Source organism: uncultured Sneathiella sp., from assembly GCF_963976355.1.
In the GTDB taxonomy this organism is placed as follows: domain Bacteria; phylum Pseudomonadota; class Alphaproteobacteria; order Sneathiellales; family Sneathiellaceae; genus Sneathiella.
Map to the genome: position 1 here is coordinate 1 of NZ_CAXBKA010000016.1, position 15,652 is coordinate 15,652.

The 15,652-nt window shown below is 54.2% G+C and carries 11 protein-coding genes and 1 tRNA gene; all 12 read right to left on the minus strand.

Features of this window, described 5'->3' with window-relative positions:
* Positions 1-91: 91 nt before the first annotated feature.
* Positions 92-2,167 carry an elongation factor G gene (gene fusA, locus AAC599_RS19615; protein WP_340152088.1) on the minus strand — a complete coding sequence of 692 codons (2,076 nt, stop codon included), beginning with the start codon at positions 2,165-2,167 and terminating at the stop codon, positions 92-94.
* A 38-nt stretch (positions 2,168-2,205) separates the two neighbouring features.
* The gene (gene rpsG / locus AAC599_RS19620; RefSeq protein ID WP_340152089.1) at positions 2,206-2,676 is read right to left on the minus strand and encodes a 30S ribosomal protein S7; all 471 of its coding nucleotides are present in this window, start codon (positions 2,674-2,676) and stop codon (positions 2,206-2,208) included.
* A 12-nt stretch (positions 2,677-2,688) separates the two neighbouring features.
* Positions 2,689-3,060, minus strand: a complete 372-nt coding sequence (gene rpsL / locus AAC599_RS19625) for a 30S ribosomal protein S12 (RefSeq protein WP_161316330.1) — start codon at positions 3,058-3,060, stop codon at positions 2,689-2,691.
* 433 nt (positions 3,061-3,493) lie between these two features.
* The gene (gene rpoC / locus AAC599_RS19630; protein ID WP_340152090.1) at positions 3,494-7,681 is read right to left on the minus strand and encodes a DNA-directed RNA polymerase subunit beta'; all 4,188 of its coding nucleotides are present in this window, start codon (positions 7,679-7,681) and stop codon (positions 3,494-3,496) included.
* 110 nt (positions 7,682-7,791) lie between these two features.
* Positions 7,792-11,889, minus strand: a complete 4,098-nt coding sequence (rpoB, locus tag AAC599_RS19635; protein ID WP_340152095.1) for a DNA-directed RNA polymerase subunit beta — start codon at positions 11,887-11,889, stop codon at positions 7,792-7,794.
* A gap of 277 nt (positions 11,890-12,166) precedes the next feature.
* Positions 12,167-12,550: a 50S ribosomal protein L7/L12 gene (gene rplL, locus AAC599_RS19640; RefSeq protein ID WP_293959271.1), complete on the minus strand. Its 384-nt coding sequence runs from the start codon at positions 12,548-12,550 to the stop codon at positions 12,167-12,169.
* Positions 12,551-12,609: 59 nt separating this feature from the next.
* Positions 12,610-13,119 (minus strand): 50S ribosomal protein L10, encoded by a 510-nt coding sequence (rplJ, locus tag AAC599_RS19645; RefSeq protein WP_340152091.1) that lies wholly within the window; start codon positions 13,117-13,119, stop codon positions 12,610-12,612.
* Between the two features lie 274 nt (positions 13,120-13,393).
* Positions 13,394-14,086: a 50S ribosomal protein L1 gene (rplA, locus tag AAC599_RS19650; protein WP_340152092.1), complete on the minus strand. Its 693-nt coding sequence runs from the start codon at positions 14,084-14,086 to the stop codon at positions 13,394-13,396.
* A 4-nt stretch (positions 14,087-14,090) separates the two neighbouring features.
* The gene (gene rplK / locus AAC599_RS19655; protein WP_340152093.1) at positions 14,091-14,519 is read right to left on the minus strand and encodes a 50S ribosomal protein L11; all 429 of its coding nucleotides are present in this window, start codon (positions 14,517-14,519) and stop codon (positions 14,091-14,093) included.
* Positions 14,520-14,605: 86 nt separating this feature from the next.
* A complete protein-coding gene (gene nusG / locus AAC599_RS19660) occupies positions 14,606-15,136 on the minus strand; it encodes a transcription termination/antitermination protein NusG (protein WP_340152094.1) in 531 nt (176 codons plus the stop codon).
* A 4-nt stretch (positions 15,137-15,140) separates the two neighbouring features.
* Positions 15,141-15,338 (minus strand): preprotein translocase subunit SecE, encoded by a 198-nt coding sequence (gene secE / locus AAC599_RS19665; protein ID WP_293959282.1) that lies wholly within the window; start codon positions 15,336-15,338, stop codon positions 15,141-15,143.
* A 73-nt stretch (positions 15,339-15,411) separates the two neighbouring features.
* Positions 15,412-15,487, minus strand: a tRNA-Trp gene (locus AAC599_RS19670).
* Between the last annotated feature and the right edge of the window lie 165 nt (positions 15,488-15,652).

Consider the following 15,652-nt stretch of genomic DNA (forward strand, 5'->3'; position numbering starts at 1 on the left):
TCGTCCCAATATTAACATGCGGCTTACTACGATCAAATTTCTCTTTGGCCATTTTATCTCTCCGTTATTTCCGGCTGCCTAAGCTTATGTGTTACGCCAACTTCGCCAGAACTTCGTCTGAAACGTGTTGTGGCACTGGTTCATAATGGTCGAACGTCATGGTGAAGGTTGCGCGGCCCTGTGTCTGGGAGCGCAGGTTGTTCACATAGCCAAACATGTTGGCCAGCGGCACCATGGCATTTACGACTTGCGCGACACCGCGCGGTTCCGTTCCGGTCACTTGACCGCGGCGACTGTTCAAATCGCCCATCACGTCGCCGATATACTCATCCGGCGTGACAATCTCAACTTTCATCATCGGCTCCAGAAGCCGCAGACCGGCGCTGCGGGCAACTTCCCGCATTGCCGCACGGCCGGCGATCTCAAACGCCATAACCGAACTGTCGACATCATGGAACGCGCCATCGACGAGCACCACATCGACATCAATCAGAGGGAACCCGGCAAGCACGCCCGTCTCAATGATATCCTTGACGCCCTTTTCGACACCCGGAATATATTCCTTCGGAACCGAGCCGCCTGTAATTGTGTCGCTAAAGGTAAATCCGGCACCCGGCTCGCCCGGCTGCACAACCAGCTTGATGCGGGCAAACTGACCCGACCCACCAGACTGCTTCTTGTGCGTGTAGTCAAGTTCAGCCTGCTTGGTAATACTTTCGCGATAAGCCACCTGAGGTGCGCCAACGTTTGCCTCGACGCCAAACTCACGCCGCATACGGTCAACAATGATATCCAGATGCAATTCGCCCATGCCCTTGATGATCGTCTGGCCGCTTTCATGGTCAGAGGTCACACGGAAGGACGGATCCTCTTTCGCGAGACGATTGAGGGCGACACCCATTTTTTCCTGGTCGGTCTTGGTCTTCGGCTCAACGGCAATTTCGATCACCGGCTCTGGAAATTCCATCCGCTCCAGAATGACGGGCTTCGCAGAGTCACAAAGCGTATCACCCGTTGTTGTGTCCTTCAGGCCGGCAATAGCGACAATGTCACCTGCGCGTGCCTCTTTCACGTCTTCCCGGCTGTTGGCATGCATCTGAAGCATCCGGCCAACGCGCTCACGGCTGTTCTTGACCGAATTCAAAGTCTGCGTACCCGCTTCCAGCACACCGGAATAGATACGAACGAAGGTTAGCGACCCAACGAACGGGTCCGTCATCACCTTGAACGCGAGACCGGCAAAAGGTTCTGTATCGGACGGCAGGCGCTCGATATCCTGTTCCGTCTTCACATCGATACCATGTGTTCCGCCAATATCGGTCGGCGACGGCATGAATTCGATTACGGCATCGAGCAGCGGCTGCACACCCTTGTTCTTAAAGGCCGTGCCCGTCAAAACCGGAACAAAAGTTGCGGACAGCGTGCCCTTACGAATACAGCGGCGCAAGGTTTCCTCGTCCGGCTCTTCGCCTTCCAGATAAGCTTCCAGAACCGCTTCATCAGACTCAATAGCTGTCTCAAGCATCGACTCACGATATTCAGCCGCCTCGTCAGCAAGCTCCGGGCGGATATCGCGATATTCGAACGATGCCCCCATCTCTTCGCCATTCCAGACGATTTCCTGCATCTTGATCAGATCAACGACACCTTCGAAATCAGCTTCGGAACCGATCGGCAGTTGAAGAACAAGCGGCTTCGCGCCGAGGCGAGTCTTGAACATTTCAACGCAGCGGTAGAAGTCAGCGCCGGTACGGTCCATCTTGTTGACGAAGCACATCCGTGGCACATGGTATTTATCCGCCTGGCGCCAGACAGTTTCAGACTGCGGCTCAACGCCGGCAACACCGTCAAATACGGCAACGGCGCCGTCAAGCACCCGCAAGGAACGCTCAACCTCAATCGTAAAGTCAACATGGCCTGGCGTATCAATGATGTTGATGCGGTGATCTTTCCAGAAACAGGTCGTCGCAGCCGAGGTAATGGTGATACCGCGCTCCTGCTCCTGCTCCATCCAGTCCATCGTCGCCGCACCATCATGCACCTCACCAATTTTGTGAGACACACCTGTATAGTACAGAATACGTTCCGTGGTCGTTGTCTTGCCCGCGTCAATATGGGCCATAATGCCAATGTTGCGGTATTTTTCGATGGGCGTTTTGCGTGCCATGTCTGTAATCCTAGATCAAGCTTGCGTAAATATTTCGATTACCAGCGATAATGAGCAAAAGCACGGTTCGCCTCTGCCATCTTGTGAGTGTCTTCGCGTTTCTTGACAGCGCCCCCGCGCTCGTTCGACGCATCGAGAATTTCACCGGAAAGGCGATCCACCATGGTGACTTCGGAGCGCTTGCGAGCGCTAGAAATCAGCCAGCGAATGGCAAGGGCCTGTCCGCGCTCCGAGCGGACTTCGACCGGCACCTGATAGGTAGCGCCGCCAACACGACGAGACCGCACCTCAAGGTCCGGTTTGATTTTGTCGAGCGCTTCATGGAAGACCTCAACCGCACTCGAACCGGTTTTCTTCTCGATAATGTCAAAAGCACCGTAAACGATGCCTTCGGCAGTAGACTTTTTCCCGTCAAACATGAGGGAGTTCATGAACTTGGTCAGAACAACGTCCCCATATTTTGCATCAGGGAGAACTTGGCGCTTTTCAGCTGCGTGACGACGTGACATTCGATAATTCCCTTATTTCGGCTTCTTCGCGCCGTATTTGGAGCGACGCTGACGGCGATCCGCAATGCCTTGCGTATCCAGCACACCACGAATGATGTGATAACGAACACCCGGCAAGTCCTTCACACGACCACCACGGATCAAAACAACCGAATGCTCCTGCAGGTTATGGCCTTCACCAGGGATATAGCTTGTAACCTCAAAGCCATTGGTCAGACGAACACGAGCAACTTTCCGCAAAGCTGAGTTCGGCTTCTTCGGAGTCGTCGTATAAACTCTTGTGCAAACACCACGCTTTTGCGGGCACGCCTCCATGGCGGGCACTTTGTTGCGTGAAACCGGCGCCTTGCGGGGGTTTCTGATCAGCTGATTAATAGTAGGCATTCTTCTTCCTATCATGCGTTGCCGCAAACAGAACAGCCGCGCGCAGCTGCGGCTCTGCTCGCGGTCAGGTTTTTTGCGTCCACCCGAATAGACTTGACACGTGTGTTTTTTAAAAAAATCCTGACGACACACGGAAAATGACGTACACGACTTGCTGTCAGGAGCGCGCAATATATGGGTGAGGTCCGGCACAGTCAAGCAGAAAAGATTGCCTTTTTGTTAATCTTTCCGTGCGTTCCTTTTTGCGCTCTCAACTCCCCGCTTTTTGGCAGATTTCAAGAGATTTTGACACCCGGCAATGAAACGCGCTTGCCCATAACCATCTATTTGCCATTTTATATATAGAAAAAGCGGCGCCCGATACCGGGCACCGCTTTTAATCTCAGGCTATGCGCCGCTGCTGCAGCGACAGAACATACCGATTCCGGCCGAGCTACTCGGCGGCAGACGTCTCTTCCACTCCTTCGGATTCCAGTACGTCTACAGCAGACTCTGAATTCTCCTGGATCTCCCGGTCGCGTTTCGCCGCAATCAGCTTCATGCGGTTCATCTGCGACCCGGTACCTGCCGGAATCAAACGGCCAACGATCACGTTCTCCTTGAGGCCCAGCAGGGTATCCTTCTTGCCGGCGACCGAAGCCTCCGTCAGAACCCGTGTCGTCTCCTGGAAGGACGCTGCGGAGATAAAGGAATTCGTCTGCAGGCTGGCTTTCGTAATACCCAGCAGGATCGGGCTGCCTTCCGCCGGAGCCTTGCCTGCGTCGACCAGCTTTTCATTCTGCGCTTCGAACTCTTCACGGTCGATTTGCTCACCGATCAGGAAGGAGCTTTCGCCCTGCTTCTCGATCTCGACCTTCTGCAGCATCTGACGGCAGATCACTTCAATATGCTTGTCGTTGATCTTCACGCCCTGCAGTCGGTAAACATCCTGAATTTCATTGATCAGGAAGTTTGCCAGCGCCTCAACGCCCAGTACTTTCAGGATATCGTGCGGTGCCGGGTTCCCATCGAGAAGATAGTCGCCGGTACGGACATAGTCGCCCTCATTAACAGAGAGATGCTTGCCTTTCGGAATGAGATATTCGACAGGTTCCGCCCCTTCCTCTTCCGGACGGATCGAGACCCGGCGCTTGGACTTGTAGTCCTTGCCGAATTCGACGAAACCGTCCGCCTCGGCGATAATCGCATGGTCCTTCGGACGCCGCGCTTCGAAAAGCTCGGCCACACGGGGCAGACCACCGGTAATATCCTTGGTCTTGGACCCTTCACGAGGAATACGTGCCAGCACGTCACCAGCCTGTACGTCCGCGCCATCTTCAACCGACAGGATCGCATCGACGGGCAGGAAGTAGCGTGCCTCATGACCGCTTGGAAGTGTCAGAAGTTCCCCATCGCTTCCGCGCAGGGTAATACGCGGCCGCAAATCACTTCCCTTCGGCTGTGATTTCCAGTCAACAACAATCTTCCGGGCGATGCCGGTGGCTTCATCCACCTGCTCCGCCATGGAGACGCCGCCAACAAGGTCCTTGTAGCTGACCGTACCCTCAATTTCCGTGATAACCGGCGTGGTGAACGGATCCCACTGCGCCAACTTATCGCCCTTCTTGACCGCCGACCCATCGTCAACGAGCAACCGCGTACCATAAGTAATGCGGTGGCGCGCACGCTCCCGGTTATTGTCATCGACCAGAACCAGTTCGGAGTTCCGCCCCATCACAATCGGATTTCCTGTGCTGTTGACAACAACATTGCGGTTTTCAAGCCGGATCGTACCGTCATGTGACGCATCGATCGAGGAAATCTCAGCAACCTGAGCCGTACCACCGATATGGAAGGTTCGCATCGTCAGCTGTGTTCCGGGCTCACCGATAGACTGTGCCGCAATAACGCCAACAGCCTCACCAATATTGACGGGTGTCCCGCGGGCAAGGTCACGACCGTAACATTTTCCGCAGATACCGCCCTTCGTTTCACAGGTTAGAACCGAACGGATCAACACCTGCTCGACACCAGAGGTTTCCGCAAGAAGCGAGCTCGCCTCATCAAACATCTCGCCGCCCGCCACGATGACTTCATCCGTTGACGGATTAACAACGTCAACAGCCGCGGTCCGGCCCAACAGGCGATCGCTCAAGGTTGCGATGATATCGCTGCCTTCAACAACCTCGCGTACGGTCACACCCTTTTCAGTTCCGCAATCTTCTTCTATCACGACACAATCCTGGGCAACGTCCACCAGACGGCGGGTCAGGTAACCGGAGTTAGCCGTCTTGAGCGCCGTATCCGCGAGACCCTTACGCGCGCCATGCGTCGAGTTGAAGTACTCGAGAACGCTCAGGCCTTCCTTGAAGTTGGAGATAATCGGTGTCTCGATGATCTCGCCGGACGGCTTGGCCATCAGGCCGCGCATACCGGCAAGCTGTTTCATCTGGGCTGCAGAACCACGAGCACCGGAGTTCGCCATCATGTAGATGGAGTTAATGCCGACCTGACGATTGTTCTCGTCCATCTCCACGGCTTCAATGACTTTCATCATCTCATCCGCGACACGGTCCGTACATTGCGACCAGGCATCAATGACCTTGTTGTATTTCTCACCCTGCGTGATCAGACCATCGTAATACTGCCGCTCATACTCTTCGGCGAGTTTACGGGTATCTTCAACCAGTTTGTCTTTCGATTCCGGAATGCGCATGTCATCCTTACCGAAGGAAATACCGGCCCGGCAGGCATGCGAGAAGCCGAGACCCATCAAACGGTCCGCAAAGATCACCGTCTCTTTCTGCCCGCAATGACGGTAAACTTCGTCAATAACCTGCGTGATTTCCTTTTTGGTCAACAGGCGGTTGATCAGATCAAAGCTGATTTTGGCATTCTTTGGCAGAATTTCTTCAATCAGCATCCGGCCCGGGGTTGTCTCGACGACTTTGCGGATTTCGGTGCCGTCTTCCTGCACCACATTAATCCGGGTCTTGACCTTGCTGTGAAGGGTCAGAATCCTATTATCGATCGCGTGCTGGGCTTCCGCTACATCGGCAATTACCATCCCCTCACCTGGCTCATTCGCCATATCCATAGTGAGATAGTAGATACCAAGAACGATGTCCTGGCTGGGCACGATGATCGGCTTGCCGCTCGCCGGACTCAGGATGTTGTTGGTGGACATCATGAGAACGCGGGCTTCAAGCTGCGCTTCCAGTGAAAGCGGCACATGAACCGCCATCTGGTCACCGTCAAAATCGGCGTTAAAGGCCGTACAGACGAGTGGATGAAGCTGAATGGCCTTGCCTTCAATCAGGATCGGCTCAAACGCCTGAATACCAAGACGGTGAAGCGTCGGTGCGCGGTTAAGCAGAACCGGATGTTCCCGGATCACTTCTTCCAGAATATCCCAGACCTCCGGGCGCTCTTTCTCGACCAGCTTCTTCGCCATCTTGACGGTTGCCGCCATGCCCTTGAGTTCGAGCTTGGCATAAATGAAGGGCTTGAACAGCTCCAGCGCCATCTTCTTCGGCAGGCCGCATTGATGGAGCTTCAGCTCCGGCCCGACCACGATAACGGAACGGCCGGAATAGTCGACGCGCTTACCAAGCAGGTTCTGACGGAACCGGCCCTGCTTGCCTTTCAGCATGTCGGACAGGGATTTCAGCGGCCGCTTGTTGGCGCCCGTAATCACCCGGCCGCGACGGCCGTTATCAAAGAGGGCATCAACGGATTCCTGAAGCATGCGCTTTTCGTTACGGACAATGATGTCCGGCGCGCGCAGCTCGATCAGCCGTTTCAGACGGTTGTTCCGGTTGATCACCCGGCGATAGAGATCGTTGAGGTCGGAGGTTGCGAAGCGACCGCCATCCAGCGGAACCAGCGGGCGCAGTTCCGGCGGAATGACCGGAATGACCTGCAGGATCATCCATTCAGGACGGTTCCCCGACTCCATGAAGGCTTCAATGATTTTCAGGCGCTTCGCGAGCTTACGTGGCTTAGCTTCCGAGGTTGTCGTCGCCATTTCTTCCCGGATTTCGTCGCGAATGGTTTCCAGATCCAGGGAAGTCAGAATATCGCGGATAGCTTCCGCACCAATACCGGCAGTGAAGGCGTCCTCGCCATATTCGTCCTGCGCATCCAGATACTCTTCCTCGCTCAAAAGCTGGAACTGCTTGAGCGGCGACAGGCCCGGCTCAACGACGACATAGTTTTCGAAATACAGGATCCGTTCCAGGTCTTTCAGCGTCATATCGAGCAAAAGCCCGATACGGGACGGAAGTGATTTCAGGAACCAGATATGGGCGACCGGGGACGCCAGCTCAATGTGCGCCATGCGTTCACGGCGAACCTTCGAAAGCGTGACTTCAACACCGCATTTCTCACAGGTGATCCCGCGATACTTCATCCGCTTGTACTTGCCGCACAGGCATTCATAATCCTTGATCGGACCAAAGATACGGGCGCAGAAAAGACCGTCTTTTTCCGGTTTGAACGTACGGTAATTGATGGTTTCGGGCTTCTTGATTTCACCGAAGGACCACGACCGGATCCGCTCCGGCGACGCAATCGAAATTCGGATTTCATCAAAAGCCTGAGTGCCCTGTGGCTGACCAAAAAGGTTCATCAACTCATTCATGGACCATCTCTCCTTTTAAACCCCGGGGTCCCCGGGAGGCGCTTGATAAAGCAGCCTTAAAAAAATACCTGTTTTGATCAACGTCCCGGCCGAAGCCGGGACCCAATTGATCAGTAGCCGATCTGCGAAAGCTCCACATTGAGGCACAAGGACCGCATTTCCTTGACCAGAACGTTGAAGCTTTCCGGAATACCAGCTTCAAACGTATCGTCACCGCGAACAATGGCTTCATAGACTTTTGTTCGCCCTGCCACGTCGTCCGACTTCACGGTCAACATTTCCTGCAGAGTATAGGCGGCGCCATAGGCCTGCAGGGCCCAGACTTCCATCTCACCGAACCGCTGTCCGCCGAACTGTGCCTTACCGCCCAGTGGCTGCTGGGTAACGAGGCTGTAAGGACCGATCGACCGCGCGTGAATCTTGTCATCGACCAGATGGTGCAGCTTTAACATATAGATATAGCCCACGGTCACCTTGCGATCAAATGTCTCGCCTGTTCGACCGTCAATGAGCGTTACCTGACCCGAGGTATCGAGACCGGCAATTTCCAGAAGACGGTTGATATCATCCTCCTTCGCTCCATCGAACACTGGCGTTGCCATGGGCACACCATTGCGCAGGTTACCACCAAGCTCGAGGAACTGCTCATCGGACATGCCGGAGATTTTTTCCTCATATTCCTCATCGCCATAAACTTCTTTCAGCTTGGCTTTGAGTGGCTCAAGATCCGCCGATCCGTGACGGATACGGTTCATGATCTCGGTAACCTGTGTTCCGATACCATGGCTCGCCCAGCCCAGATGCGTTTCCAGAATCTGGCCAACGTTCATACGCGACGGCACACCCAGCGGGTTCAGCACGATATCGACAGGCTTGCCATCTTCGAGATAAGGCATATCCTCTTCCGGCAGGATCCGGGAGATAACACCCTTGTTCCCGTGACGGCCGGCCATTTTGTCACCCGGCTGCAGCTTGCGCTTAACGGCCACGAAGACTTTGACCATCTTCATGACGCCCGGCGGCAACTCGTCCCCACGCTGCAATTTATCGACCTTGTTCTCGAAGCGGGCGCGAAGACCGCCAATAGCTTCATCATACTGCTTCTTGAGCTGTTCGATTTTCTCCATTGCCTCGTCGTTCTTGACGCTGATCTGCCACCAAACGCCCGGATGCAGTTCCAGAAGTTTTTCGGACTTGATCTCCTCACCGGCTTTGAACTCACTCGGCCCGGAGGCAACCTTTTCTCCATCCAGCAGTCCCTTGAGGCGGTCATAAATCGTCCGCTCCAGGATCGCTTTTTCGTCGTCGCGGTCTTTTGCCAGATGCTCGATCTCGTCGCGTTCGATGGCGAGCGCGCGCTCGTCCTTCTCAACACCGTGGCGGTTGAAGACACGAACTTCAACAACCGTACCGGCAACACCTGGCGGCAAACGCAGGGAGGTATCGCGGACATCGGACGCCTTCTCGCCGAAGATCGCCCGGAGAAGCTTTTCTTCCGGTGTCATCGGACTTTCACCCTTTGGCGTGATCTTGCCAACAAGAATGTCACCCGGCTGGATTTCCGCCCCGACATAAACGATGCCAGCTTCGTCGAGGTTTTTAAGCCCTTCTTCACCAACGTTCGGAATATCGCGGGTGATTTCTTCCGGACCGAGCTTCGTATCACGGGCCATCACCTCAAATTCCTCAATATGGATCGACGTAAAGACATCGTCCTTCACGATCCGTTCGGAGATCAGGATGGAATCCTCAAAGTTATAACCGTTCCACGGCATGAAGGCGACCAGCACGTTACGGCCAAGCGCAAGCTCGCCCAGATCCGTGGAGGGACCATCACAAATGATGTCACCGGCCTCAACCTTGTCGCCCACCTTCACCAGCGGACGCTGGGTAATGCAGGTGTTCTGGTTGGAACGCTGGAACTTCAGCAAGTTATAGATGTCTACACCTGACTTGCTAAGATCCTGCTCATCCGTCGCACGGATCACGATGCGGGTTGCATCAACCTGATCTACAATACCGGAACGCTTCGCCGTTGTGGCAACGCCGGAGTCGCGGGCCACCCGCTCTTCCATGCCTGTACCGACAAACGGTGCTTCAGCCCGGAGCAATGGTACAGCCTGCCGCTGCATGTTCGATCCCATCAGGGCGCGGTTCGCATCGTCATTTTCCAGAAACGGAATAAGCGCCGCACCAACGGACACCAGCTGTTTCGGCGACACGTCGATATAGGTCACGTCTTCCGGCTTGGCGACAACATATTCGCCTTGCGCCCGGCAGCGCACGAAGTCTTCCGTGAACTGACCCTTTTCATCAAGGGCCGCGTTCGCCTGGGAGATCGTATGCTTGCTCTCTTCCATAGCGGAGAGATATTTAACGTCGCCGGTCAACTTGCCGTTTTCAACACGCTGATACGGGCTTTCGATAAAGCCGTATTTATTCACCCGCGCAAATGTTGCCAACGAGTTGATCAAGCCAATGTTCGGACCTTCCGGTGTTTCAATCGGACAGATGCGACCATAATGGGTCGGATGCACGTCCCGAACCTCAAAGCCCGCCCGTTCACGGGTCAAACCGCCCGGGCCAAGCGCCGACAGGCGCCGCTTATGCGTGATTTCCGAAAGTGGATTCGTCTGATCCATGAACTGGCTGAGCTGGCTGGAGCCGAAGAATTCGCGCACAGCGGCGGCCGCCGGTTTCGCATTGATCAGGTCATGCGGCATGACCGTATCAATCTCGACCGAGCTCATCCGCTCACGAATAGCGCGCTCCATGCGGAGCAGGCCAATGCGATACTGGTTCTCCATCAGTTCCCCGACGGAACGAACCCGCCGGTTGCCGAGGTTATCAATATCGTCAGTTTCACCATGGCCGTCCTTGAGGCGGACCAGAGTCTTAACAACTTCCAGAATGTCTTCCTTGCGCAGGACACGCACCGTATCTTCAACCTCAAGATCAAGGCGCAGGTTCATTTTCACCCGGCCAACAGCCGAGAGATCATAACGCTCAGAGTCGAAAAAGAGCCCATTAAACAAGGCTTCCGCTGTTTCCTCGGTCGGCGGTTCACCCGGGCGCATGACCCGGTAAATATCAATCAGTGCCTGATCACGTGAATTGCTCTTGTCGACCGCCAACGTGTTGCGGATGTATGGGCCGACATTCACATTATCGATATCGAGGGTCGGAATTTCCTTAAAACCGGCTGCTTCCAGCTGATCAATCAGTGCTTCCGTCAGCTCTTCTCCTGCTTCGACAAAAACCTCACCGGTTTTCTCGTTGATCAGGTCTTCGGCGATATACCGACCCACCAGATCGAGATGACCGACCAGCATGTCTTTCAGGCCTTCGTCCATCAGCTTCTTGGCGAGCCGCTGGGTGATCTTTGTACCAGCCTCGGCGACAACTTTCTGGGTGTCCGCATCCACAAGATCGCGGATCAGGCGGCTGCCACGGACGCGTTCAACATTGAACGGTGTGCGCCAGCCCTTTTTCTCCAGCTTGTAGTCCACACGATCGTAGAAATAATTGAGGATATCCTCATGACTCATATCAAGCGCCTGGAGCAATGCCGTAACAGGCAGTTTGCGGCGGCGGTCGATGCGGACATGCACAATGTCTTTTGCATCAAACTCGAAATCGAGCCAGGAACCCCGATAGGGAATAACGCGCGCTGCAAAGAGAAGCTTGCCGCTCGCATGGGTCTTGCCCTTGTCGTGGTCGAAGAAAACGCCCGGGCTACGATGCATCTGGGAAACGATGACCCGCTCAGTCCCGTTGATGATGAAGGTGCCCTTGTCGGTCATGAGCGGCATATCGCCCATGTAAACACTCTGTTCCTTGATATCGAGAACCGATTTCGCTTCCGTATCCGGGTCCACTTCGAAGACGATCAGGCGCAGCGTCGCTTTGAGCGGCGCACCGAAGGTCATGCCGCGCTGCTGGCATTCTTCCTCGTCATATTTCGGAGCTTCAAACTCGTAGGAAACAAATTCAAGGCTGGCCGTATCGGCGAAGTCCTTGATCGGAAAAACGGATTTGAAAACAGACTGTAAACCTTCATCGCCACGCGTCTCGGGCGGTGTGTCTTTCATCAAAAACGCATCGTATGAGGTTTTCTGAACCTCAATCAAGTTCGGCATTTCAGTTGCCGCCTCGATACTTCCAAAATTCTTACGAACGCGCTTGCGACCGGTGAACGACTGCAATATGCCCATGCCAAATCCCCGTATGTTTATTGGCCAACTAAAAAACAACCTCTCTCAGAAAGGCTGCTTGCCGGTCTTCACCAACCTTACCTTAACCAGGAGAGGGCGGAAGAACGTCCGACAAATTTCGCTCCGGTTTTCGGACTACCGGAAAAGCCACGCTTTTGAAATCCCGCCGGATTACCGCTTGCCTGCTTAGAAAGCGGCTGCGGGGAAGGCAGCAAAAGCCGCCTTCCCCGTTACCATTTCAGCTCCCCAAAGGTCGCCGCATCTGCACTGCTTATTTAAGCTCAACAGTCGCGCCTGCGCCTTCAAGCTGTTCTTTGATCTTGGCTGCTTCGTCTTTAGGAGCACCTTCCTTAACAGGCTTAGGGGCGCCTTCAACGAGGTCTTTCGCTTCCTTAAGACCAAGGCCCGTAATTGCACGGACCTCTTTAATGACGTTGATTTTCTTGTCACCGACAGAAGCAAGAATGACATCGAATTCATCCTTTTCTTCCGCAGCGGCTGCGTCACCACCTGCAGCAGCACCGCCAGCAGCGGCAACAGCAACAGGAGCAGCAGCAGAAACGCCCCATTTTTCTTCCAGAAGTTTTGCAAGGTCTGCAGCTTCCAGCACAGTCAGGCTGGAAAGGTCTTCGGCAATCTTTTCGAGATCGGCCATTGTACTATTCTCCTCAGGTAAACCTATTGGTTTCGTTTAAAATTAACTGGCTATTACATCTAACCCTGTTCGGCTTTCGCCGACAGGACACGGGCCAACTGACCGGCAGGAGCCTGAAGGACACCTGCGATTTTTGTCGCAGGGGCCTGAAGCAACCCGACCAGTTTTCCACGAAGTTCATCAAGAGATGGCAGGCTGGCAAGAGACTTGACCCCATCCGGATCAAGTTCCGTTGCTCCCATGGCACCTCCGATAACGATGAACTTCTCATTTCCCTTTGCATAGTCCGTGGCAACTTTGGGAGCCGCAACCGGATCGCTTGAATAGGCGATACCGACCGGGCCTTTGAGTTTACCGGACAGGGAACTGTAGTCCGTGCCGTCAAGAGCGAGACGCGCAAGCCGATTTTTAGTCACTTTGAAGCTGGCTCCGGCATCAAGCATCTTCACACGCAGATCTGTCATTTCCGCCACAGTGAGACCACTGTATTCGGCGACAACAACAACAGCTGCCTCGTTAAAGACACCGTTTAGCTCGGCAACCACCGCTTCTTTTTGCGATCGGTCCACTCGTCGTCTCCAGTATTAGGAATGTCATAATTACGCAAGACATTCCGTTTACATTTGAACCTGACTTGCGTCGGGTCCGGTTAAACTGTCCCAGGTCCACCTGAATTGCTGACACGCAGCGAATTATTTAGCTTCCCTGTCTATGCAGGCAACGGTTTGCTTTTAAATTCCCGAAAATAGATATTTCCGGGAACACCTGCAGTCTTGGACAGACGGGCTGGCGGACCAGCCCGACACTTGCCGCACCGAAATGCGGCAAATTCCGTATTCGGCGTTAGATCACGTCGCCGATTTCAAGTTTCACGCCGGGGCCCATTGTCGAGCTGACGGCGATCTTCTTGATAAATGTTCCTTTTGCCCCGCTTGGCTTGGATTTCGCCACGGCTTCGACAAAAGCCTTGATATTTTCACTCAAGGCTTCCTTTGTGAAGCTGGACTTTCCAAGGCCGGCATGAATAATACCGGTCTTTTCCGCCCGGAATTCGACCTGCCCACCTTTGGCAGCCGCGACGGCTTCACTGACATTCGGCGTTACCGTGCCCAGTTTCGGGTTCGGCATCAGGCCGCGCGGGCCCAGCACCTTGCCGAGGCGGCCAACAACAGCCATCATATCCGGCGTTGCGATGCAGCGGTCGAAATTCATTTCACCCGCCTGGATTTTTTCCATCAGGTCTTCCGCACCAACGAGATCAGCGCCTGCGGCGGTCGCCTCTTCCGCCTTGTCACCACGGGCAAACACGGCAACCCGCACAGACTTACCTGTGCCATTCGGTAACTGGATCACGCCGCGCACCATCTGGTCCGCATGCCGAGGATCAACACCCAGGTTCATCGCGATTTCAACGGTTTCGTCGAATTTCGACTTTGCGTGAGCCTTGATGATCTCGACTGCTTCGTCGAGGCCATAAAATTTCTCGCGGTCAATTACATCAACTGCGGCTTTTTGTCTCTTAGTCAATTTTGCCATGATCCTACCCCACCACTTCCAGGCCCATAGACCGGGCAGAGCCTTTGATAATATTCATGGCCGAATCAATGTCATTGGCATTCAGGTCTACCATTTTCGCTTCGGCAATTTCACGCACCTGTGCGACGGTTACCTTGCCTGCAACTTCCTTGCTCGGCGTGCTGCCGCCTTTTTTAAGATTGGCAGCCTTTTTCAGGAAATAGGACGCCGGCGGCGTTTTAGTGATAAAACTAAACGACCGATCGGCATAAACCGTGATGACCGTCGGGATCGGCATGCCACCTTCCATGTTTCCTGTAGAGGCATTGAATGCCTTGCAGAATTCCATGATATTCACACCCTGCTGACCCAAGGCCGGGCCAATGGGCGGGGATGGATTTGCCTGTCCCGCAGGGACCTGCAACTTGATATAACCTTTAATCTTCTTTGCCATTTTAAACCCTCTTCAAATTAAGGGGCTGTGGTACGACCATGGCCGGCCTCCCACAACGATCCGCACCATGCGGAATTTTCGAATATTCAGCTCTTCTCGACTTGCGAATAGTCAAGCTCAACCGGAGTAGAACGCCCGAAAATGGAAACCGAGACTTTCAATTTCGCCTTTTCCTCATCTACTTCCTCGACCTGTCCCATGAATGTCGCGAACGGACCATCACTGACACGCACTTCCTCACCCAGCTCGAACGTGACGGACGGCTTCGGCCGTTCAATCCCCTCCTGCACCTGATTGAGCACCGCCAATGCCTCCTTCTCGGAGATCGGCGTCGGTTTGTTACCATTCCCGAGGAAACCGGTCACTTTCGGTAGATTCTTCACAAGATGATATGTCTCGTCATTCATCTCCATATGGGCGAGCACGTAACCCGGGAAAAACTTGCGCTCCGCGTTAACCTTCTGACCGCGCCGAACCTCAACAACTTCCTCAACCGGTACCAGGACATCCTCGAATAAGTCCGCCATTCCCTTGACAATGGCCTGCTCCTTGACGGATTGAGCGACTTTCTTCTCAAAACCCGAATAGGCGTGAATGATGTACCAACGTTTTGCCATGTGATCAGGATCCCAGGGACATAATTGTTTTGATGACAAACTGAATGCCGGTGTCTACCAGGAAGAAGAACATGGATGCCAGAAAAACCATCACAAACACCATCCCCGTCGTCACTAGCGTTTCCTTACGTGTCGGCCATGTGACTTTCGAGGCTTCCTGCCGCACTTGGCGGATAAAAGCTCCTGGATTTACCTTTGCCATAATTCTTCAAAAATCCTTCAACCGGTGAATGACCCGGCGGTATACAAGACTTTTACTTATAGATCAACCAGATTGGCAGGAGAGGAGGGACTCGAACCCACAACCCCCGGTTTTGGAGACCGGTGCTCTACCAATTGAGCTACACTCCTCCGGTCTGAACGGGCAATCCCGGGTCGCCGAAATCAATTTCCGACGCCCGGGACTGACCATAATCTACATGTAATCTTTACGCTGACAAAAACAATCGACAGCCATTTTCCTTATTCGGTTACGGAGGATACGACGCCGGCGCCGACGGTACGTCCGCCTTCACG

What these genes read in the sequence shown, in the direction of transcription:
- fusA (WP_340152088.1), bottom strand. Translation starts at nt 2,167, where the DNA reads ATGGCACGCAAAACGCCCATCGAAAAATACCGCAACATTGGCATTATG.
- rpsG (WP_340152089.1), bottom strand. Translation starts at nt 2,676, where the DNA reads ATGTCACGTCGTCACGCAGCTGAAAAGCGCCAAGTTCTCCCTGATGCA.
- rpsL (WP_161316330.1), bottom strand. Translation starts at nt 3,060, where the DNA reads ATGCCTACTATTAATCAGCTGATCAGAAACCCCCGCAAGGCGCCGGTT.
- rpoC (WP_340152090.1), bottom strand. Translation starts at nt 7,681, where the DNA reads ATGAATGAGTTGATGAACCTTTTTGGTCAGCCACAGGGCACTCAGGCT.
- rplL (WP_293959271.1), bottom strand. Translation starts at nt 12,550, where the DNA reads ATGGCCGATCTCGAAAAGATTGCCGAAGACCTTTCCAGCCTGACTGTG.
- rplA (WP_340152092.1), bottom strand. Translation starts at nt 14,086, where the DNA reads ATGGCAAAATTGACTAAGAGACAAAAAGCCGCAGTTGATGTAATTGAC.
- rplK (WP_340152093.1), bottom strand. Translation starts at nt 14,519, where the DNA reads ATGGCAAAGAAGATTAAAGGTTATATCAAGTTGCAGGTCCCTGCGGGA.
- nusG (WP_340152094.1), bottom strand. Translation starts at nt 15,136, where the DNA reads ATGGCAAAACGTTGGTACATCATTCACGCCTATTCGGGTTTTGAGAAG.
- secE (WP_293959282.1), bottom strand. Translation starts at nt 15,338, where the DNA reads ATGGCAAAGGTAAATCCAGGAGCTTTTATCCGCCAAGTGCGGCAGGAA.